Genomic DNA, 19,665 nt, shown 5'->3' on the forward strand with positions numbered 1-19,665 from the left:
GGGTCTCACCATGGCCTCGCAGCAGGACATCGCCAACCGCATCCCGATCACCGGCGCCTTGATGCTGGCGACGCTGATGAACACCTTGGATTCGACCATCGCCAACGTCGCCCTGCCGCACATACAGGGCAGCGTCTCGGCCTCGGCCGAGGAAATCGTCTGGGTGCTGACCAGCTACATTATCGCGACCGCCATCATGACGCCGCTGTCGGGCTGGCTCTCCATGAAGATCGGCCGCAAGACCATGTTCCTGGCGTCGATCGCCGGCTTCACCCTGGCCTCGATCCTCTGCGGGATCGCCACCTCGCTGCCGGAGATCGTCATCTTCCGGCTCGCCCAGGGCGTCGCCGGCGCTTCGCTGATCCCGCTCTCACAGACGGTGATGCTGGACATCTATCCGCAGCGGATGATCCCGCGGGTGATGAGCATCTGGAGCGCCGCGGTGATCCTGGGTCCGATCATAGGGCCGACCCTGGGCGGCTGGCTGACCGAGGACTTCTCCTGGCGCTGGGTCTTCTACATCAACGTGCCCATCGGCATCCTGGCCTTCTTCGGCATCTGGACCTTCATGGACCGCGACGACGGCGGGCGAGAGCGGCCCTTCGACTTCCTCGGCTTTGGCGCGCTCGTCCTGTTCATCGGCGGCTTCCAACTCATGGTCGATCGCGGCCCGACGCTCGACTGGTTCGACTCCAAGGAGGTGTGGTTCGAGGCGGCGATCTGCGCCACGGGCCTTTGGGTGTTCGTGGTCCAGACGATCACCGCTAAGCACCCGTTCTTTCACCGCGACCTGGCCAAGGACGGCAACTTCATCGGCACCACTATCTTCGGCATGTTCGTGGGCGTGCTGCTGTTCTCCACCAGCGCGCTATTGCCCTCGATGATGCAGACCCTGCTGGGCTATTCCGCCTTCCAGGCGGGCGTCGCCAGCATGACCCGGGGCCTCGGCTCGCTGATCGCCTTCCTGGCGGTGCCGATGCTGGTGGGGCGCTTCGGGCCGCGCACCGTCCTGCTGGTGGGCGTTCTGCTGTCCAGCCTGGCGCTCTGGCAGATGGGCCAGTTCGACCTCTCCATGACGCCCACGCCCATCGAGATCGCCGGCTTCATCCAGGGCCTCGGCACCGGCCTCCTGTTCGCGCCGCTCAATACGCTGGCCTACGCCAAGCTCGCCCCGATCCACCGCACCGAAGGGACCATCGTCTCGACCATGGCCCGCAGCATCGGCTCCAGCGCCGGCATCTCGGTGCTGCAGGCCCTGCTGATTCGCGACGCCGCCACCGCCCATGCCGGCCTGACCACCCACATCACGGTCACCAATCCGGTGCTGCGCTGGGCGCTCCCGTCGATGTTCAGCCTGCAGCCCGGTCCCGGTCTCAGCGCCCTCAACGGCGAGGTCACCCGCCAGGGGACGATGATCAGCTACGACGCCCTTTTCAGCGGCATGGCTGTTGGCTGCCTGTTCCTCGCGCCCACCCTGTTGTTCCTCAAGCCGGTGCGCGCAGCGGCGCCTTCGGCGCACGACTTGGTCGCTGACTAGGCGTTGGGGCTAGCCGTTGGCGGCGCGCGAATCCGCAGGCGCCTCGGCGCGCTCGGTCATGCCGTAGTCGCGCATCACGCTGGCCACCCGCAGGCGATAGTCAGAGAACACCTCCGCCCGTCCGGCGGCCTGGGCGCGGCGGTGGGCCTCCAGCGTCCGCCAGGCAGCCACCGCCGCCTCGTCGCGCCAAAAGGACAGCGACAGGATCTTGCCGGGCATCGTCAGGCTCTCGAACCGCTCGATGGACAAGAACCCGTCCATCGCCTCCAACCGGGGCTTCAAGGCCGCGGCGATGTCCAGGTAGTCCTGACGTCGGTCCGGATGCGGCTCGACCTCAAAGATGACCGCGATCACCGCGGCCGCACCGGCTGCAGGAAGGTTCGCGTTTCCTCCAGGATGAATTTCCGCTCCTGGGCGAACTTGAGATTGGCCAGCGAGGCGGCGTCGGAGCGCAGGCGGCCGCGATAAATCTCGTAAGACGCCAGGCATTCGAAACCGATCATCGCGAGCGCGACGTTGTTGGTCCCTTCATGCGGCAGGAAATAGCCCAGCAGGTCGCCGCCCAGCGCCGGGATGATGGTCAGCCACTTCCTGGCGTAGTCTTCAAAATCGTCCTTCTTGTAGGGGTCGATGACGTAGCGGATGCAGCAGGTGATGCTCATGGCGGTCTCCAGATTCAGGCCGCCGTCTTGCTACCCGGTTCGCGCTGCCGGACGTTTCGATCGCGCTCGAAGCCTCACCCATGGTCGGGCGACCACGATGCGCCTAGGCTCGAAGTATGAAAGTCGGCCCCGACATCGCCACGATCGCCGCGTTGCTGGGCGACCCGGCCCGGGCCAACATGGTCACGGCTCTCAGCGGCGGCCAGGCCCTGACCGCCGGCGAACTGGCCCGCGAGGCCGGGGTCTCCGCCCAGACCGCCAGCTCGCACCTCGCCAAGCTCGCAGCCGGCGGGCTGATCGAGGGCCGCAAGCAGGGCAGGCACGTCTACTACGCCCTCTCCGGTCCGGACGTGGCCGGCGTGATCGAGGCGCTGAGCGGCCTGGCGGCGCGCACCGGCCACACCCGCGTCCGCACCGGACCCAAGGAGCCGGCGCTCCGCCGCGCGCGGGTCTGCTACGACCATCTGGCCGGCGACCTGGGCGTGGCCATGCTGGACAGCCTGACCCACCGCGGCATGATCGTCGGGTCAGGCGAGACCCTGGTGCTGACTGCCCCGGGCGAAGCCTTCATGACGGCGCTGGGCCTCGACCTGCCGGCGCTCTCCAGCCTGCGCCGCCCGCTCTGCAAAGGCTGCCTGGACTGGAGCGTGCGCCGCTCGCACCTGGCCGGCGCGCTGGGCGCGGCCCTGCTCGAACGCTTCTTCGGCCTGGGCTGGGCCAAGCGAGAGCCGGACAGCCGGATCGTCAGTTTCAGCCCCCGCGGACTCGAGGCCTTCCGCGAAATCTTCGGAGTCCCGACGGAGAACGCGCAAGCCTTGGCGTGACATTCGTCGCCCGCTCGGCTTTGCTGGCGGCGCCGCCGATTTGGCGCGCCAAGCCGCAAATCCATTTTCGATAGGGACGGATTTCAAGATGCCACCACCACGGATGTTGCCCGAACCGACGCCCGAGACCCGGAATTTCTGGGACGGCTGCAAGGCGGGCGAGTTGCGCCTGCAGCGCTGCACCGACTGCGACGGCGGAAGCTATTTCCCGCCCCGGCCCTTCTGCCCCAGGTGCGGCAGTCGCAAGGTCGAGGCCTACAAGGCCAGCGGCCAGGGCGTTCTCTGGTCCTACGTGATCAACATGCGCCCGCGCCCCGACATGGGAACCGAGCCCTACGCCATCGCGGTGGTGAAGCTGGCCGAGGGTCCGCAGATGATGACCAACATCGTCGGCTGCCCGCAGACGCCGGAGGCGCTGGTCCTGGACATGCCGGTGAAGGTCACCTTCGCGCCCCAGAACGACGACATCTCGCTCCCCTTCTTCGAACCGGCGGGAGCTTAAGGCCATGAAGCGCAAATCCATCGCGGTCGTCGGCGCCGCGGAAACCACCCAGATGGGCAAGATCCCGAACGTCTCGGTTATCGGCCTGCACGCCGACGCCGCCCTGAACGCCCTGGCCGACTGCGGGCTGAAGCCCAGCGACATCGACGGTGTCGCCACCGCCGGTATCAGCCCCGTGGACCTGGCCCACTACATGGGCATCACGCCCACCTATGCGGACGGCACCAGCGTCGGCGGCTGTTCCTTCATGCTGCATGTCCGCCATGCCGCCGCGGCGATCAACGAAGGGCTCTGCAACACCGTCCTGATCACCCACGGCGAGAGCGGCCGCTCCCGGGTCGGCGCCGGCGGCTTCGGCCGCGCGGCCTCCAGCCTCGCCGGCCAGTTCGAGATGCCGTACGGCCCGGCGGGCCCACCGACCATGTTCACGGTTCCCGTGCTCCGCTACCTGAAGGCCCGCGGCTACACCGTCGAGGATCTGGCCCAGGTGGCGGTGATCCAGCGCGAGTGGGCGGCGAAGAACCCGCGCGCCAGCTACAAGGACCCGATCACCGTCGAGGACGTGCTCAAGTCCGACATGATCGCCTGGCCGTTCACCAAGCTGATGTGCTGCCTGGTCACCGACGGCGGCGGGGCGCTGATCCTCACCTCCGCCGAGCGGGCCAAGGACTTCCCGCAGAAGCCGGTCTACATCCTGGGCACGGGCGAGAGCGTCGAGACCCCGATGGTCAGCCAGATGGAGGACTTCACCTCGTCGAAGGCCTTCCGCGTCTCCGGCAAGAAGGCGTTCGAGGAGTCCGGCGTCAGCCACGCCGACGTCGACCACCTGATGATCTACGACGCCTTCGCCCACCTGCCGCTCTACGGCCTGGAGGATCTCGGCTTCTGCAAGCCGGGAGAAGCCGCGGGCTTCATCAAGGGCCGCAACACCGCGCCGGGCGGCAAGCTGCCGCTCAACACCAACGGCGGGGGCCTCTCCTACATGCACTCCGGGATGTACGGCATGTACGCCCTGCAGGAGAGCGTTCGCCAGATGCGCGGCGTCGCCCCGGCCCAGGTCCCCGGCGCCAAGATCAGCATCGCCCACGGCGTCGGCGGCATGTTCGCTGCGTCTGGCACCATCGTGTTCTCCAACGAGGCGCCTTAGCCGCTGTCACGGCTCCTTCTTCCTTGGCTGGGAGAAGGAGCCCGCAGATAAGTCGGGTGAGGGCGATCGACATGCTGGGACGGTGGGTCAGGCGGCTTGGGTTCGCGCTTTTCGCGGTGGGCCTTGCGTCCGCCGTCCAGGCGCAACCGACGCCCGATCTCACCCTCACCGGCGTGATGACCCACGCCGACCATGAGCATTACCGCGAGGTTCCGTTCAAAGTGCCGCCCGGCACGACGCGGGTGACGGTTGAGTTCGCCTACACCGGCAAGGACCAGAAATCGGTGATCGACCTGGGCGTGCGCGACCCCGAGCGGTTCCGAGGCTGGAGCGGCGGCAACAAACAGGGCTTCACGATCAGCGACGCCGAGGCGACGCCGTCTTACCTGCCCGGCCCGATCCCGGCCGGGACCTGGAAGCTGATGCTGGGCGTCCCCAACCTGCGCGCGGGAGTCGAGGCCCACTACACGGCCAAGGTCTTCTTCGGGCGCGGGACCGGCTTCGCCGGATTCAGCGCGGCGCCGGTCAAGGCGGGTCCGGGCTGGTACCGCGGCGACCTGCACATGCACACGGCCAACTCCGACGGGACCTGCCTGTCGATGAAGGGCGTCCACGTCCCCTGCCCGGTGTTCCGCACCGTGGAGGCGGCCCACGCCCGCGGCCTCGATTTCATCTCGGTGACCGACCACAACGACACGGCGCAGAACAACGCCTTGCGCGAGCTGGCTCCCTATTACGACGACCTGCTGCTGATCCCGGGGCGCGAGCTCACCACCTTTTGGGGCCACGCCAACATCTGGGGGCCGAGCGCGCCAATGGACTTCCAGCTTGGCTCGACGCGCGCACCCACCCTGGCGGCGATCCAGACCGAGGTGGAAAGGGCCGGCGGCCTGATCTCCATCAATCATCCGGGCCAGCCGTCCGGCGAGGCCTGCATGGGCTGCGGCTGGACGGTCAAGGACACCGACTTCTCCCGCATCCAGGCCATCGAGGTGGTCAACGGCGGGGCGCTGCGCCTGCCCGGCGGCGCCGAGAGCGTGATCTCCGGAATTCCCTTCTGGGAGGCGCGGCTGAACGCCGGCTTCCGGATCACGGCGGTGGGAGGCTCCGACAGCCACGACATCGACATCAGCAAGGTGGCCGCGGCCGGCGTCGGCCATCCGACCACCGTGGTCCACGCCACGGAGCTCTCGCAGCCGGCCATCCTGGCGGCGATCCGCGCGGGCCACGTCTTCATCGACATCGCCGCCAGCCGCGACCGGCGCCTCGAAGTGACCGCGGCCTCGGGCGGCCGGACCGCCGAGATGGGAGATGCGATCGCAGCGCCGACGGGTCAGCCGGTGCGGGTCACCGTCCACGTCAGCCATGCGGCCGGCGGCTCGCTGTCGCTGGCGGGCAACGCGCCGAAACCGAAGCTGGCGGACACGGCGCTGAGCAGCGACGACGAGACCCGCACCTTCGAGGTCTCAGGCGACGGCCAGCATCACTGGCTGCGCATCGACGTGCGCGGACCGGACGGAAAGCTCTGGCTGCTGGGCAACCCGATCTACTTCAACGCGGTGCGTTAGGCGACCTCAACGGCCGCCTCGACCGGCGGCTGGGCGGAGATGGCGTCCAGGATACTCTCGATCAGCGCCTGGGCGTGGATCGGCTTGGAGAGGTGCAGGTCGGCGCCGGCGTCCTGGCTGGAACGGATGTGCTCGTCCAGGGCGTTGGCGGTCAGCATGATCACTGGCGTGCGGGGCGCGCCCGTCTCGCGCTCCCACTCGCGCAGCAGGGCGGTCGCCGACAGGCCGTCGAGCTCCGGCATCTGCATGTCCATGAGCACCACGTCGAAACGTTCGGTCTTCAGCAGGTCGAGCGCCAGGCGGCCGTTCTCGACGATCACCGGGATCACGCCCACCGACTCCAGGATCAGCTCCACGACCTTCTGGTTGGTCGGATGGTCCTCGGCCACCAACACGCGGCAACCCGCGATGTCCAGCTCCGGCGCCGCCTCGGCGCCCTCGACCGTCTGGCCCTCGGCGATCCGCTCCAGCGGGACATAGACCGAGAACACCGAGCCCTGGCCCGGCGTCGACTGCACGACGATCCGCCCGCCCATCAGTTCGACCAGCGAACGGCTGATCGCCAGGCCGAGGCCCGTGCCGCCGAACCGGCGACGGATCGAGGCGTCGGCCTGCTCGAAGCGGCGGAACAGGCGCGCGCCGGTTTCCTCGTCGAAGCCGATGCCGCTGTCGGAGACCTGGAAGCGCACCTCGTCGCCGAACGCGATCACATCGAGGACGACCTCGCCGGCTTCGGTGAACTTCACGGCGTTGGAAAGCAGGTTGGACAGCACCTGGGTCAGGCGCACGGTGTCGCCCGCGTAGTGGCCGGCCGCGTCGGGCGCCACCGACCAGTGGAAGTCCAGTCCCTTGCTGTAGGCCGAGGCGCTGTGCAGTTCGGCGATGTGGCCGACCAGACGCTCCATGCTGAAGTCGTCGCGGCTCAAGCTGATCTCGCCGGCCTCGATCTTGGAGAAATCCAGGATGTCGGTCAGCACTCGCTCCAAAAGGCGGCCCGACGAGACGATCAGTTCGGCCAGCTCACGGCCCTTGGGCGTCGACTGCTGACCGGCCAGGGTCTCGGAAATGGCAATGACGCCGTTCAACGGCGTGCGCAGCTCATGGCTCATGTTGGCCAGGAAGCGCGACTTCTCGGTGTTGGCCCGCTCCAGCTGGGCGGTGCGTTCGCTGACGCGGTCCTCCAGCGAGGCGAGCACGGCCTCGGTCTTCTCGCGTTCGGTGCGCAGCGAGGTAGCCAGCACGCCGATCTCGTCCTTGCGGCGCTCCACGTCGCTGACGTCGACACGCTCGTTCGCGCCCGGCTCGCAGGAGGCCGCCAGGCGCTCCACCGGACGCACGATGCTGGAGCGCGCCAGGAGCACGACGGCCAAGGCCTGGATCGCCGAGGCGATGCCGCCGATCAGCAGCACCCAGGACGCCGAGCTCAGGGCGGACGCCACGACGTTGGCCTTGGGATAGGTCAACAGCAGATACCAGTTGGGCCCGTTCAGCCGGCCGAAGGCCACGATCTGGCGGCCGTCGCGGCTCTCCACCACCCCGTTCTCGCGGCCGGTCTTGGCGGCGCGGGCGACGATGTCGGTGAGGGCGAATTTCTTCTCGTACTCGGCGAGGGTCTTTTCCGGCGAGTGCGTCTGGTCGGTGAACCCCGGATAGGCGATCAGCTCGCCCTTCGAGGTAATGATCATTGGCGAGGCGCCTGAGGGGGTGTCCTTGAGCGCGTTCAGGAAGAAGTGGGTCAGGCCCATGGAAGAGCCGAAGGACCCGATGTAGCGGCCGTTCACATATGTCGGCGTGATGCAGGCTGTGGAGAGCCGCTTGCCGACGGTGTCCTGCACGAGGCGTTGCAGGTTCGTGCAGCGGGTCGCCCGGCCTGGGTCGTTCTGCGGCAGGGTGATTGTCGCCATCTCCTCCTTGTCGATGGAGAAGTCTGACGGCGCCTCGTGCCGGTAGTACATCAGGTGGTCGGCCCGGTCGGGGCCGTACATGACCAGGCGGGTCGTCCAGGGCGTGAAGAAATATAGGTTGTCGTAGTCGTGGCGCGCCGCCGGGCCCAGGTCACTGACCAGCCGGAAGGCGGCGACGAAGGCTCTGAGTTCGTCGATTGGCACGTCCTTGCCGTGCGCCAGATAGGCGCCCATGCCGTAGGTGAGGTCGCCGTCGCGCACCGCGCCGTCAAAATACTTGTCGCGGCTGCGACGCGTGCCGTCGGGCTGGAGCGGGAAATAGTCGTCGGCCAGACGGCGGACCTGGGTGTCCGAGAGGGCCTTCATCCGTTGCGCCAGCTCCTCGCCGGCGGCCTTGTGCAGGGTCGAAAGGTTGGAGAACTGACGATCCACATTGGAGCTGCGCTCCCGGACATAGTCCGTGAGGTAGCCGATCTGGCGGTTCGAGAGCTCGCGCTCGAACACGACGAATGCGCCGAAGGTGCCGAGCACCGTCATGATCAGCGACATCAGACCGACGCTGACCAGGAACCGACGCGAGAGCGATTTCATGGACCGATGAGGACTCCGCTTAACCGGCGGACCTTAGCCATCGAGTGTTAGGGTCAAGTTTACACGGTACAGTGTTTTGCGACCGGGCCGCCAGCGGCCCGCAGCTGACCTCGCTGCGGAGTGCGAGCCCTTCCATTCATGGAAGGAGAGGCCGCCCGTCGTAGAGCCGGCGGTCGCCTCCCCCGCTGCGCGGGAGAGGAATTCACCGGTCGAACTTTGTCGCCAGGACGATCGAGGAATTGGTCCGCTCCACCCCGCGAAGCGCGCCGATCTCGTCGATCAGTCTGTCCATCTCGCCGACGTTGGGCGCCTCGACGGCCGCGATCATGTCCGACGGGCCGCTGACCGACTGCAGCTTGCGCACGCCTGGCATGCGCTTCAACGCGGCGGTGACCGCGGCGGCCTGCTTCGGTTCGACCGTCAGCATGATGAAGGCATGGATCAGAGCGGCCTCGCGCGCCTCCGACAGCTTCACGGCATACCCGGCGATGACGCCGGTGCGTTCCAGCCGCGCCAGCCGGCTCTGCACCGTGGTGCGCGAGAGGCCGAGCGTGCGGGCCAGTTCCGCCACCGGCGCCCGGGCATTGTCCCGCAGGCGTGCGAGCAGGTGGTCGTCGAGATCGTCCATGGGCGTTTCGCCGAATGCTGCAGTCGATATGTCCAAATATGCCACGAATATCGCCGAGCTGCGAATTGATACCGACGGCGATGCGAATCATCCTGAACCTGCACAGGAATGGAGCAGGACATGCGCAAGATCGCCGTCGTCGGCGCCGGCAAGATCGGCTCCACCATCGCCAGCCTGCTGGTCGGATCCGGCGACTATGAGGTGCTGCTGATCGATCAGAGCCCGGCCGCGCTGGCCGAGGCGGAGGGCGGCGCCCGGACCCTCACCATGGCCATCGACGATCCTGAGGCCTTGGCTAGCGCGCTCACCGGCGCCTTCGCGGTGATCAGCGCCGCGCCCTATCACCTGACCACCGCCGTCGCCCAGGCCGCCAAGGCCGCGGGCGCGCACTACCTCGACCTCACCGAGGATGTGGCCGCCAGCCGTGTGGTTCGCGATCTGGCAAGGGACGCAGGCACCGCCTTCATCCCGCAATGTGGTTTGGCCCCCGGGTTCATCACCATCGCCGCCTGGGACCTGGGGCAGCATTTCGACGAACTGCACGACGTGCGGCTGCGGGTCGGCGCCCTGCCCCGCTATCCGTCCAACGCACTGAACTACAACCTCACCTGGTCCACCGACGGGGTGATCAATGAATATTGCGAGCCTTGCGAGGCGATCGTCGGGGGCAAGCTGCGCGAAGTCCCCGCGCTGGAGGAATGCGAGGAATTTTCCCTCGACGGCGTCACCTACGAGGCCTTCAACACCTCGGGCGGCCTGGGCACCCTTTGCCAGACCCTCGACGGCAAGGTGCGCAACCTCAATTACCGCACCATCCGCTATCCCGGCCACGCGGCGATCATGAAGGCGCTGCTCAATGACCTGGGTCTGCGTAACCGGCGCGCGCTGCTGAAGGACATTCTGGAACACGCCGTGCCGGCCACCCTGCAGGACGTGGTCATCGTCTTCGTGACCGTCAGTGGGCTGAAGGATGGCCGCCTTATGCAGGAGACCTACGTCAACAAGGTCTACGCCCAGCCGGTGGGCGGCCGGATGATGAGCGCGATCCAGATCACCACCGCCGGCGCCGCCTGCGCAGTTCTGGACTTGCTTGCCCAGGGCAAGCTTCCGCAGGCCGGCTTCGTCCGCCAGGAGGACATCCCGCTCGCCGACGTCCTGGGCAACCGCTTCGGTCGGTTCTACGCTGAGGCCGACGCTGTCTTCCAACCCGCCCTGCGCGCCGCCGCCGAGTAGACGACATGACCCTGCAGACCCCCATCGGCTCGGCCCGCGCCGAGGCCGCTGACGTCCTGATCCGCCTGGGCGTGACCGAGGCCCTCTGGACCGGCGGCGGCCGCCCGGTGCGCTCGCCCGTCACCGGCGAGATTGTCGCCGAGGTGCATGACACGACGCCCCAGGCGGTCGGCGAGGCGATCGAGGCGGCCCACGCGGCCTTCCTGGCCTGGCGTGCGACGCCCGCGCCGCGCCGCGGCGAACTGGTGCGCCTGCTCGGTGATGAACTGCGCGCCGCCAAGGCCGACCTGGCCGGCCTTGTCACCCTGGAAGCCGGCAAGATCGTCTCCGAGGCCGCTGGCGAGGTGCAGGAGATGATCGACATCTGCGACTATGCCGCGGGCCTGTCGCGGCAGCTGTTCGGGCTGACCCTGGCCACCGAGCGGCCGCAGCACCGGATGATGGAGACCTGGCACCCGCTGGGCGTGGTCGGCGTGATCAGCGCCTTCAACTTCCCCGTCGCCGTCTGGTCGTGGAACGCCGCCCTTGCCTTGGTCTGCGGCGACGCCGTGGTCTGGAAGCCGTCGGAGAAGACGCCGCTGACGGCGCTCGCCGTCCAGGCGTTGTTCGAACGCGCCGCGGCGAAGTTCGGCGATGCGCCGGCCGGCCTCTCCGCCGTGATCGTTGGCGGCCGCGAAGTGGGTGAAACCCTAGTCGACCACCGAAAAGTCCCACTGGTCTCGGCCACCGGCTCGACCGCCATGGGCCGCGCCGTCGCTCCGCGGCTGGCCGCCCGCTTCGCCCGCGCGCTCCTCGAACTGGGCGGCAACAACGCCGCGATCGTCGCGCCCACCGCCGATCTGGACCTGACCCTGCGCGGCGTCGCCTTCGCGGCCATGGGCACGGCCGGCCAGCGCTGCACGACGCTGCGCAGGTTGTTCGTGCACGACAGCCTCTATGACGCCTTCGTCCCGCGCCTGAGGGCCGCCTACGCCTCGGTGCCGGTGGGCGATCCGCGCAAGGCGGGAACCCTGGTCGGCCCGCTGATCGACGCTGCGGCCTTCGAGGCGTGCCAGAAGGCCCTGGCCGACGCCCGCTCGGCTGGGGGAAAGGTCACCGGCGGTGACCGAATCGAAGCCGGCGGCGCCGAGGCGGTCTACGTCCGCCCCGCGCTCGTGGAGATGCCGACCCAGACCGACATCGTCCGCCGCGAGACGTTCGCGCCGATCCTCTATGTCATGCGGTACTCGGATATCGCCGACGCCATCGCCGCGCAAAACGACGTGCCGCAGGGCCTCTCGTCCTCGATCTTCACCAACGATGTGCGGGAAGCCGAGCTCTTCACCTCGGTGAACGGCTCTGACTGCGGGATCGCCAACGTCAACATCGGCCCCTCAGGCGCCGAGATCGGCGGGGCGTTCGGCGGCGAGAAGGAAACCGGCGGCGGCCGCGAAGCCGGCTCCGATTCCTGGAAGACCTACATGCGCCGGGCCACCAACACCGTGAACTACGGCGCCACGCTGCCGTTGGCGCAGGGCGTCAAGTTCGACGTGTGAAAAGCGGCCCAAGGTCCGCTCGTCCCGGCCAAGTCCGGGAGGAGCGGGATCTGGTTCAGCGTTCCACAGCCTGACGCTGCATCGGCGCGAGCTTGGCCAGGAAGCGGTTCTGGTCGCGGAAGCCGATCTTCTCGTGATCCATGGCCACCTGCAGGTGCTCCACGAGCGCGTTGAAGTCGGTGTTCTGCAGACCCATGTCCTTGTGCACGGTCTTCATGTCGCGGCCCGAATAGTCGCAGCCGCCATTCAGCAGATAACAGAATTGCTCTTTCAGCGTGCGGCGCAGGCGCACCATGTCATGGCTCTTGAAGATGTCGGAGATGCGCGGATCCGCCAGGCTGCGGTCCACGAGCTCGTCCACCACCCGATCCACTCCGGCCTTTTCGTGGAAGGCCTTCCACATGCCATCGCCTTCGAAGGGCGTGGTCCCGGCGTTCGCGGGCGCGTGGGCGTAGTCGGCGATTTCTTCCTCGCCGGGATACTTCGTTGACGGATGTTCGATCTTGAAGGTGGGAGCGGCGGCGGGCGCCGGCGTGGTCGCCACGGCCGCGGCGAACAGAAGAGCTTGGATCATCTCAGAACCCCGCTTGCAGTGAGAGATAGCCGCCGCGCTGATTGCGGAAGGTGGCGATCTCGCCAAGGTCCACATAGGCCGCGGTGACCGACAGGTGCTTATTGAGCGCGTAGGCGACGAAGACGTCTTTCCAGTCGTCCTCCTTCAGGCCAAGGTTGTTCGGCTTGGTGCGGTACTCTACGCCCGCGGCGAACCGCTTGGTGAGCAGGAGCGCCGCTGAGCCCTCGAACTCGGTGTGGTAGTTGTCGTTGCCCGGACCGCCGAAGCCCAGCAGGCCCGTCTGATTGGCCTTGGTCTCGCGCACGGCGCCGTTCAGCACCAGGCTTTCGTTGAGGAAGACCTTGGAGGCGGCCACGAACCAATCGACGCCGGAATTGTCCTTGGCGCCCAGGAAACTCAGCACCCCGCTTTGTGAGGCCCTCTTGTACTGCGCGCCCACCGAGACCTGCGGGACCCAGCTGTCCTGGTCGTAGACCGCGTCGCCGAGGAGCTTCACCTTCGCGCCATAGACGTCCTGGGAAAAGGTGAAGTCGCGGCCGAGGCCCAGCTTCACGCCAGTGCCCTGGGTGTCGAATTCCTGGTGCGCGTAGCTCAGCTCCACCCGGTCGCGGATACCGACCGCCGCGCCATAGGCGCGGAACTGATAGTCCTTCAACTGGATGCCGGTGGCGTGGACATTGGCGCCGATCCCATCGCGGGTCTCGTAGCCGGTGATCAGGGCCCAGGTGGCGATGCCGCCGCCGCCGGCGCCCTCGATGTTGCTCACGCCCTCGGTCAGCAGCAGCTTGCCGCCTTCCCGCATCTCGGTCTGCGCCTGTGCGGCCTGTGCGCACAGAACCATCCCGGCGCCAAGCAGCGCCGCGCAAATTTTTCGCATCCCTGGAACCCCCAAAGCCCCGCGTTTTGCGGTAGTTAGCCTCAGAGGCTATGGGGAAACCATTTACATAGCGTTCAACGAAACACGTTAGGCGAACGGCATGCGCTTAAATTTCCTGCCCATCGCGGCCCTGGTTGTAGCCCTGGCCTTCGCCGGGCCGGCGCTCGCCGCCGACCTGACCGTCACCGTCAAAGGCGACGACGGGACCCCGCTTCCGGACGCGGTCGTGCTGGTGCATCCGGCTGGCGGCGCGGGCATGGGCGGGCCGATCCACTACAGCTGGCCCATCGTGATGACCCAGCAGAACATCTCCTTCAATCCGTACGTCCTGATCGTCCCCGTCGGCTCCACGGTGGCCTTCCCCAACAAGGACAAGGTCCGCCACCACGTCTATTCCTTTTCCGCGGCCAAGAAGTTCGAACTGAAGCTCTACGGCCAGCAGGAGGAGCGTACGGTCAACTTCGACAAGGCCGGCGTCGTCGCCCTGGGCTGCAACATCCACGACGTCATGATCGGCTACATCTATGTCGCCGACACGCCCTTCGCGGCGAAGACCAATGCGGCCGGCGAGGCGGTGATCCACGGCCTGCCCGGCGGCGCCGGGACCCTCACCGTCTGGCATCCCGACATGAAGGCCAAGGCTCCCATCGATCAATCCCTGGCCGCCGGCGCGGACACCGCGGCTGTGGCCCTGGGCCTGAAGCCGGTCTCGCTGCGCCACAAGAAGTCCACGGCCTCGATGGCGATGTAGCCTAGCCGTAGGCCTGGTTGCGCTGGTCGTCGGACAGGAAGGCCAGCAGGTCCTTGATCGGCATCGGGCGGGCGATCAGGTAGCCCTGCGCCAGGTCGCAGCCCATGGCGCTGAGGATCGAATAGCAGTCGTTTGTCTCGACGCCCTCGGCGGTGACCTTGAGGCCCAGGCTGTGGGCCAGGTCGATGGTCGAGCGCACGATCAGCGCGTCGCGCTGGCTTTCGGTAACCCCTTCCACCAGCGACTTGTCGATCTTCAGTTCCTGGCCGTGAATCTGTTTCAGATAGGCCAGCGACGACAGGCCCGTGCCGAAGTCGTCGATGGAGATCGCGATGCCAGCCGCGGCGAAACGGTTGAGCATGGCCAACGCCAGCTCCGGGTTCTCGATGACCGCGGTCTCGGTGACCTCGATGGTCAGCCCACCGACCGCCCGCTTGGCCTCGGCCAGGGCGAAATCGGCGAAGTCCGGCTCGCCAAGGGTGCGGCCCGAGACGTTCACCGACATATCGACGACGTGACCGGCCTCGGCGAGGGTCCGCTGGACGTCGATGGCGCGCTTGAACACCCACTCGGTCAGTGTGCGGATGTGGCCGGTCTCCTCGGCCATGGGAATGAACAGGTCCGGCGGCAGCATCCCGCGCGCCGGGTGACGCCAGCGTGACAGCGCCTCGACGCCGGTGACCTTGCCCACCCGCATGTCGAATTTCGGCTGGTAGAAGAGGTCGATGGACCCGTCTTCGATGGCGCGCAGCATCCCGCTCATCAAGGACAGGTTGGTGGCCGGGTCGCCGTAGGCCACGGCGTCGAAGAAGGCGACCTTCTTCTTGGCGCCGCGGGCCTGGTCGAGGGCGATGTTCGCCTGCTCGATGGCTGCGCCGGGGCCGGCGCCCCGCTGGATAGGCGCCAGGCCAAGGTGCAGGGTCACGTCGATCACGTCGCCGCCGACGTTCAGCGGCGCCTCGAGCTCGATCATCAGCTGGGCCGCGCCTTCTTCGGCCGCAACCAGGTCCTCGGCGATCAGCACGAAGCCCAGCACGTCGCTGGCCACCCGGGCCACGCCGGAAGCCGGCGCGAGGCCGGCCAGCCGGTTGCCGATCATCCGCACGGCCTGGGCCGCCAGCGAATAGCCGATAGCTCCGCGCAGGTGGTCGAAACGATGGACGCCCAGCGCCGCCACATAGACCTGGCCTTCCGGCAGGTCCGACAGCGCCTCGACCACCCGCTCAAGGGCCAGGCGATTGGGCAGGCCGGTGTCGCCATCGTGCAGCGCCAGGTGGGTGATCCGCCGCTCGCGGTCTCGAATCTCGGTGGCCATGGTGTTGAAACTACCGGCCAGGCGGCCGATCTCGTCGTTGGTCTCGATCTCGACCTGGGCTTCCTCGCCGCGCTGCAGGCGGTGCGCCGCCTCGTCCAGCGCGGTGATCGGCCGGGTGATGCCGCGGGCCAGCACCCAGGAGCCCCAGCCCACAACGGCCAGGCCGATCAGGCCGCCCAGCGCCACGATGGCCAGCATCAGCTGATAGGGCCGAAGCGCGAGCGCCAGCGGATAGCGCAGCACCAGCACCGACGGCGCGGTCTTGGTCAGGCTGGGCAGGGGTTTCACCAGCGCCAGGGTCGTGCCGCCGCTTTCGTCGATCGCCTGGGCGGTGGCCAGCTTCCTGGCTGTCGCCTGGTCGATGAAGCGGCTGAGTAATGTGCGGTCGTGCTCGCTGACACGCCCCTCCTGCCGCCAGCCGCGAGCGTCGCGGTTCAGCACCGAGGCGCTCAGCGGGATCGACGACAGCTTCTCCAGGCTCGACATCTCGTCCCGGTCGAGCTGCACGGCGAACACCAGCCAGCCGATCTGGTCGGGGGACATCACCGGCGCCGCCACCACCTGGAAGGACTTGCCGCCCAGAGTGACCACGCCGGCCGGGTCTTCGGCGTTGTCGAGCGCCTTCTCCAGACCGGGGCCGTCAGCGGCCAGCGCCTGGGCGTCCGCGCCGATCATATGGCCGTCCGTGGTGACGATGAATGCCGCGTCGACGTTGAAGCGCGCCTTGAGGTTTTCCAGCTCCGAACCGATGGTCGGTCCGTCGTGGGTGGCCACGGCCTCGCGGAAGCCGAAGTCCTTGGACAGCAGCGCTGAGCCCTCGCGCAGGCGGTCCGACCGCAGCGACCAGACCCGGTCGAACACCGTGCCGGTGGCGGTCAATTCGCCGCGCACCTGACGCTGGGCGGCCTGGTTGACCGCGGCCCAGATGCTGACCGACACGACCAGCAGCGTCGCGCCGAATAGGGCGACGTAGAGGACGGTCAGACGGGTGCGAAGGCGGGTGAACACGTTCGGTGAATCTGGTCTTCGTTTCAGGGCGCGCCGGTCGGCACTGCCTCATCGTCTAACCGACCTTTGGTGAAGCCCCCGTAAACCACGGAAAAGTTTTGGTTTCTGGATTCAACCGACGCGCGAAACGGGTTCGCGTTTGCCCTGGCGCGGGCCGCTTGGCACAATCAAGAGATTAGAGATCGCTTCCCGCGCGGGATCTTCGCGCACCCATTTTTGAAAGCTTATGGCTTTGACGATTTCCGCGCCGGCCCCAGTGGGCTCCATCAACCCCTTTGCGTCGGTGGACGCCCTGGTCGAGGGCCTGGGCGGCGTCGGCTACATCGCCTCGCGCCGCATCGCGACGGCCCTCTACATGGCCGTCCACCTGCAGAAGCCGATCCTGGTGGAGGGCTCGGCGGGCGTTGGCAAGACAGAGCTGGCGCTTTCGACCGCTCGCCTGCTGGCCCAGCCCTTGATCCGCATGCAGTGCTACGAGGGCCTGGACGAGTCCAAGGCGCTCTATGAGTGGAAGTACGGCAAGCAACTGCTCTACACCCAGATCCTGAAGGACCGCATGGGCTCGGCGCTGGCCGACGCGCCGGACATGGACGCGGCCATGGACCGCCTGCACGGCATGGGCGACCTGTTCTTCTCCGAGCCCTTCCTGGAGCCCAGGCCCCTGATGCAGGCGCTGCGCCACGACGACGGCTGCGTCCTCTTGATCGACGAGATCGACAAGTCCGACGAGGCTTTCGAGGCCTTCCTGCTGGAGGTGCTGTCGGCCTACCAGGTCTCGGTGCCCGAACTGGGCGTCATCGTCGCCAAGACCCCGCCCCTGGTGTTCCTCACCTCCAACAACGTCCGTGACCTGGGCGATGCGTTGAAACGGCGCTGCCTGCACCTGCACATCCCCCTTCCGGAGCCGGCGCTGGAGGAGCGGATCGTGGCCACTCGCGTGCCGGGGATCGAGCAGGCGTTGACCGGCCAGCTGGTGGCCTTCGTCCAGTCGTTGCGCATGCTCGACTTGCGCAAGGCCCCTTCGATTTCCGAGACCGTCGACTGGGCCCGCGCGCTGATCCTGCTGCACGCCCGGGACCTCGACCCGGCGATGGTGCGCGACACCCTGAACGTGATCCTGAAGTTCGAGCAGGACATTGCCGCCGTCGAACCCCAGATCGTCGAGCTGCTCGCGCGGCGCTGAGGGCTCAGGCCATGCAGCACACCCTCGAAGAGTTCCTCCGCGCGCTCCGCGCCGCCGACGTGAAGGTCTCGCCGGCCGAGGCGATCGACGCGGCGCGGACGGCGGCCACGGTGGGCTACGCGGACCGCGAACTCTTCAAGGACGCGCTCTGCGCCACCCTGGCCAAGTCGAAGGACGAGGTGGTCCGCTTCGACCAGGCCTTCGAGACCTTCTTCACGCGCGCACCCTTCGCCCTCGGCGCGCCGCCGCCGGACGAGGGTGAAGGTCGGGAGGGCGGTCAGGAAACGCCCGGCCTGGCGCAATCGCCGCTTGCCCAGATGCTGCTGAAGGGCGACGCCGCTGGGCTCGCCCAGTCGATGGAAGAAGCCGCCGCACGCGCCGGCGTCGCCGAGATCCGCCTCTCCACCCAGCGCAGCCGCCTGACGCGGCGCCTGCTGGACGAGATGGGCCTCGCCGAAATCGAGAAGATCATCGCCAATGCGCGCCGCATGCCCGACGGCCAGGGGGTCGCCGACCGCCTGGACGCGGCGAAGAAGGGCCTGGTCGCCCAGGCCCAGGCCTTCGTCGAGCGACAGCACGAGCTCTACGCCTCCGGCTCCGGCAAGCAGTTGCGCGAGGAGATGCTGGCCAAGAAGGCGCTGAACGCCGACGGCGGCATCGATCCCGTCGACCTCGTCATGATGCAGGCCCTGGTCAAGCGCATGGCCAAGCGCCTGGCCGACCGCTATTCGCGCCGCCGCCACACCGCCAACCGAGGCCACCTCGACGTGCGCAAGACGCTCCGCAAATCCATGGCCCACGGCGGTGTGCCCTTCGAGATCGAGTGGAAGGTCAAGAAGGTCGACAAGCCGTCGATCGTCGCCATCTGCGACGTCTCCAAATCGGTGGCCGCCGCCGCCCAGTTCCTGCTGACCTTCCTCTATGCCCTGAACGAGGTGGTCGACCGGCTGGACGCCTACGCCTTCTCCGGCCGGCTGATCCCGGTCAACGCCATCCTCGACGACAACGGCGTCGAGGGCGCGATCCTCAAGGTGCTGCAGACCATCGGCTTCCAGCAAACCGACTACGGCCGCGCGCTGGAGGACTTCGTCGACAACCACATCGACCGCCTCGACCGCCACACCACGGTGATCATCCTGGGCGACGGCCGCTCCAACTTCGCCGACCCGCGCCTGGACCTGATGCACCTGATCCAGCAGCGGGCCCGCGCGGTGATCTGGCTGAACCCCGAGCCCGAGAGCTATTGGGGCCAGGGCGACAGCGTCATGTACCGCTACGTCCGCTTCACCCACGTGGCCAAGCAATGCAACACGCTGGGCCAACTGGAGCGGATCGTCGAGGACGTGCTCCGGACCTACTCGGCCCACTAGGCCTATTGGCGCATCCGCCAGGGGGATCGATCGTCCCACTTGGCGATCTCGCCTGTGGCCCAGGCGGTCGTCTTGTCGGCGTGGCAAACGTTGCAGGCGTTGGGGATGCCGAGATTCTCCGTCGCGGTGGGCGTCACGAAGTGGAACGTGTGGCTGGCGACATTCACCTTGCCCAGCGTCTGTTCGATCTTCGGCATGTGACAGGCCACGCAACTGTCCCCGGCGCTTCCGACCGCGTGATGGGTGTGCGCCTCGATCGTCGCCGCGCGGGGCCCGTTGCGGCCATTGGCGCTGTGGCAGGTCAGGCAGACCTCGTTGACCGGCTTGCGAAGCATGGCTTGATTGTCCGTACCGTGCGGATCGTGGCAGCTGAAGCAGGTCACGCCCCGCGCGTACATCAGGCTCTGAACGAAATCGTTGCCCTGCATCCGGTTCTTGTGGGCCGTGTCGTCCGGG

At 67.7% G+C, this 19,665-nt stretch carries 18 protein-coding genes; 10 read left to right on the plus strand and 8 right to left on the minus strand.

From position 1 onward, the window contains the following. Positions 1–10 precede the first annotated feature (10 nt). Positions 11–1,537: a DHA2 family efflux MFS transporter permease subunit gene (locus E8A12_RS02085; RefSeq protein WP_293366096.1), complete on the plus strand. Its 1,527-nt coding sequence runs from the start codon at positions 11–13 to the stop codon at positions 1,535–1,537. A gap of 9 nt (positions 1,538–1,546) precedes the next feature. On the opposite strand, the gene E8A12_RS02090 is transcribed toward E8A12_RS02085, so the two are convergent. Beyond that, the gene (locus tag E8A12_RS02090; RefSeq protein ID WP_293366097.1) at positions 1,547–1,891 is read right to left on the minus strand and encodes an antibiotic biosynthesis monooxygenase; all 345 of its coding nucleotides are present in this window, start codon (positions 1,889–1,891) and stop codon (positions 1,547–1,549) included. After that, a complete protein-coding gene (locus tag E8A12_RS02095; protein WP_293366098.1) occupies positions 1,888–2,199 on the minus strand; it encodes an NIPSNAP family protein in 312 nt (103 codons plus the stop codon). The genes E8A12_RS02090 and E8A12_RS02095 overlap by 4 nt, the downstream gene beginning before the upstream one ends. 116 nt (positions 2,200–2,315) lie before the next feature. Here E8A12_RS02095 and E8A12_RS02100 point away from each other — a divergent pair, with 116 nt between their 5' ends. From E8A12_RS02100 to E8A12_RS02115, 4 genes are all read left to right on the plus strand, one after another. After that, the gene (locus E8A12_RS02100) at positions 2,316–3,023 is read left to right on the plus strand and encodes a winged helix-turn-helix domain-containing protein (protein ID WP_293366099.1); all 708 of its coding nucleotides are present in this window, start codon (positions 2,316–2,318) and stop codon (positions 3,021–3,023) included. A 103-nt stretch (positions 3,024–3,126) separates the two neighbouring features. Further along, on the plus strand, positions 3,127–3,525 hold the full coding sequence (locus E8A12_RS02105) for an OB-fold domain-containing protein (RefSeq protein WP_293366100.1): 399 nt from the start codon (positions 3,127–3,129) through the stop codon (positions 3,523–3,525). Between the two features lie 4 nt (positions 3,526–3,529). Then, complete coding sequence (locus E8A12_RS02110; RefSeq protein WP_293366101.1) at positions 3,530–4,672, plus strand: thiolase domain-containing protein; 1,143 nt, start codon at positions 3,530–3,532, stop codon at positions 4,670–4,672. Between the two features lie 56 nt (positions 4,673–4,728). Then, positions 4,729–6,240 carry a CehA/McbA family metallohydrolase gene (locus E8A12_RS02115; RefSeq protein WP_293366102.1) on the plus strand — a complete coding sequence of 504 codons (1,512 nt, stop codon included), beginning with the start codon at positions 4,729–4,731 and terminating at the stop codon, positions 6,238–6,240. On the opposite strand, the gene E8A12_RS02120 is transcribed toward E8A12_RS02115, so the two are convergent. Together E8A12_RS02120 and E8A12_RS02125 are read right to left on the minus strand one after the other, a co-directional pair. Then, the gene (locus E8A12_RS02120) at positions 6,237–8,735 is read right to left on the minus strand and encodes an ATP-binding protein (protein ID WP_293366103.1); all 2,499 of its coding nucleotides are present in this window, start codon (positions 8,733–8,735) and stop codon (positions 6,237–6,239) included. The two genes, E8A12_RS02115 and E8A12_RS02120, sit on opposite strands and share 4 nt — an antisense overlap. Positions 8,736–8,937: 202 nt before the next feature. Then, the gene (locus E8A12_RS02125) at positions 8,938–9,363 is read right to left on the minus strand and encodes an Lrp/AsnC family transcriptional regulator (RefSeq protein WP_293366104.1); all 426 of its coding nucleotides are present in this window, start codon (positions 9,361–9,363) and stop codon (positions 8,938–8,940) included. Positions 9,364–9,483: 120 nt separating this feature from the next. Between E8A12_RS02125 and E8A12_RS02130 the strand changes: the two genes are divergently transcribed. Then, entirely contained in the window at positions 9,484–10,596 is a 1,113-nt protein-coding gene (locus E8A12_RS02130) for a saccharopine dehydrogenase family protein (protein WP_293366105.1), read from the plus strand. Positions 10,597–10,601: 5 nt separating this feature from the next. Next, entirely contained in the window at positions 10,602–12,131 is a 1,530-nt protein-coding gene (locus tag E8A12_RS02135) for an aldehyde dehydrogenase family protein (RefSeq protein WP_293366106.1), read from the plus strand. 55 nt (positions 12,132–12,186) lie between these two features. Here the strand turns inward: E8A12_RS02135 and E8A12_RS02140 are convergent, their stop codons facing one another. Together E8A12_RS02140 and E8A12_RS02145 are read right to left on the minus strand one after the other, a co-directional pair. Next, positions 12,187–12,705, minus strand: coding sequence for a group 1 truncated hemoglobin (locus E8A12_RS02140; RefSeq protein WP_293366107.1), 519 nt, complete (start codon positions 12,703–12,705; stop codon positions 12,187–12,189). 1 nt (position 12,706) lies between these two features. Then, a complete protein-coding gene (locus E8A12_RS02145) occupies positions 12,707–13,546 on the minus strand; it encodes a DUF3034 family protein (RefSeq protein WP_293366108.1) in 840 nt (279 codons plus the stop codon). A gap of 136 nt (positions 13,547–13,682) precedes the next feature. Between E8A12_RS02145 and E8A12_RS02150 the strand changes: the two genes are divergently transcribed. After that, entirely contained in the window at positions 13,683–14,333 is a 651-nt protein-coding gene (locus E8A12_RS02150) for a methylamine utilization protein (protein WP_293366109.1), read from the plus strand. Position 14,334: 1 nt separating this feature from the next. On the opposite strand, the gene E8A12_RS02155 is transcribed toward E8A12_RS02150, so the two are convergent. Next, positions 14,335–16,656 carry an EAL domain-containing protein gene (locus E8A12_RS02155; protein ID WP_293366110.1) on the minus strand — a complete coding sequence of 774 codons (2,322 nt, stop codon included), beginning with the start codon at positions 16,654–16,656 and terminating at the stop codon, positions 14,335–14,337. Positions 16,657–16,888: 232 nt separating this feature from the next. On the opposite strand from E8A12_RS02155, the gene E8A12_RS02160 reads away from it, so the two are divergent. Both E8A12_RS02160 and E8A12_RS02165 read left to right on the plus strand, forming a co-directional pair. Continuing rightward, positions 16,889–17,839, plus strand: coding sequence for a MoxR family ATPase (locus tag E8A12_RS02160; protein ID WP_293366111.1), 951 nt, complete (start codon positions 16,889–16,891; stop codon positions 17,837–17,839). 11 nt (positions 17,840–17,850) lie between these two features. Beyond that, entirely contained in the window at positions 17,851–19,209 is a 1,359-nt protein-coding gene (locus tag E8A12_RS02165) for a VWA domain-containing protein (protein WP_293366112.1), read from the plus strand. A gap of 2 nt (positions 19,210–19,211) precedes the next feature. Here the strand turns inward: E8A12_RS02165 and E8A12_RS02170 are convergent. Further along, the coding region (locus tag E8A12_RS02170; RefSeq protein ID WP_293366113.1) for a cytochrome c3 family protein at positions 19,212–19,665 on the minus strand (454 nt) is incomplete at its 5' end.

The sequence above is a fragment of the Phenylobacterium sp. genome (assembly GCF_004799395.1).
In the GTDB taxonomy this organism is placed as follows: domain Bacteria; phylum Pseudomonadota; class Alphaproteobacteria; order Caulobacterales; family Caulobacteraceae; genus Phenylobacterium.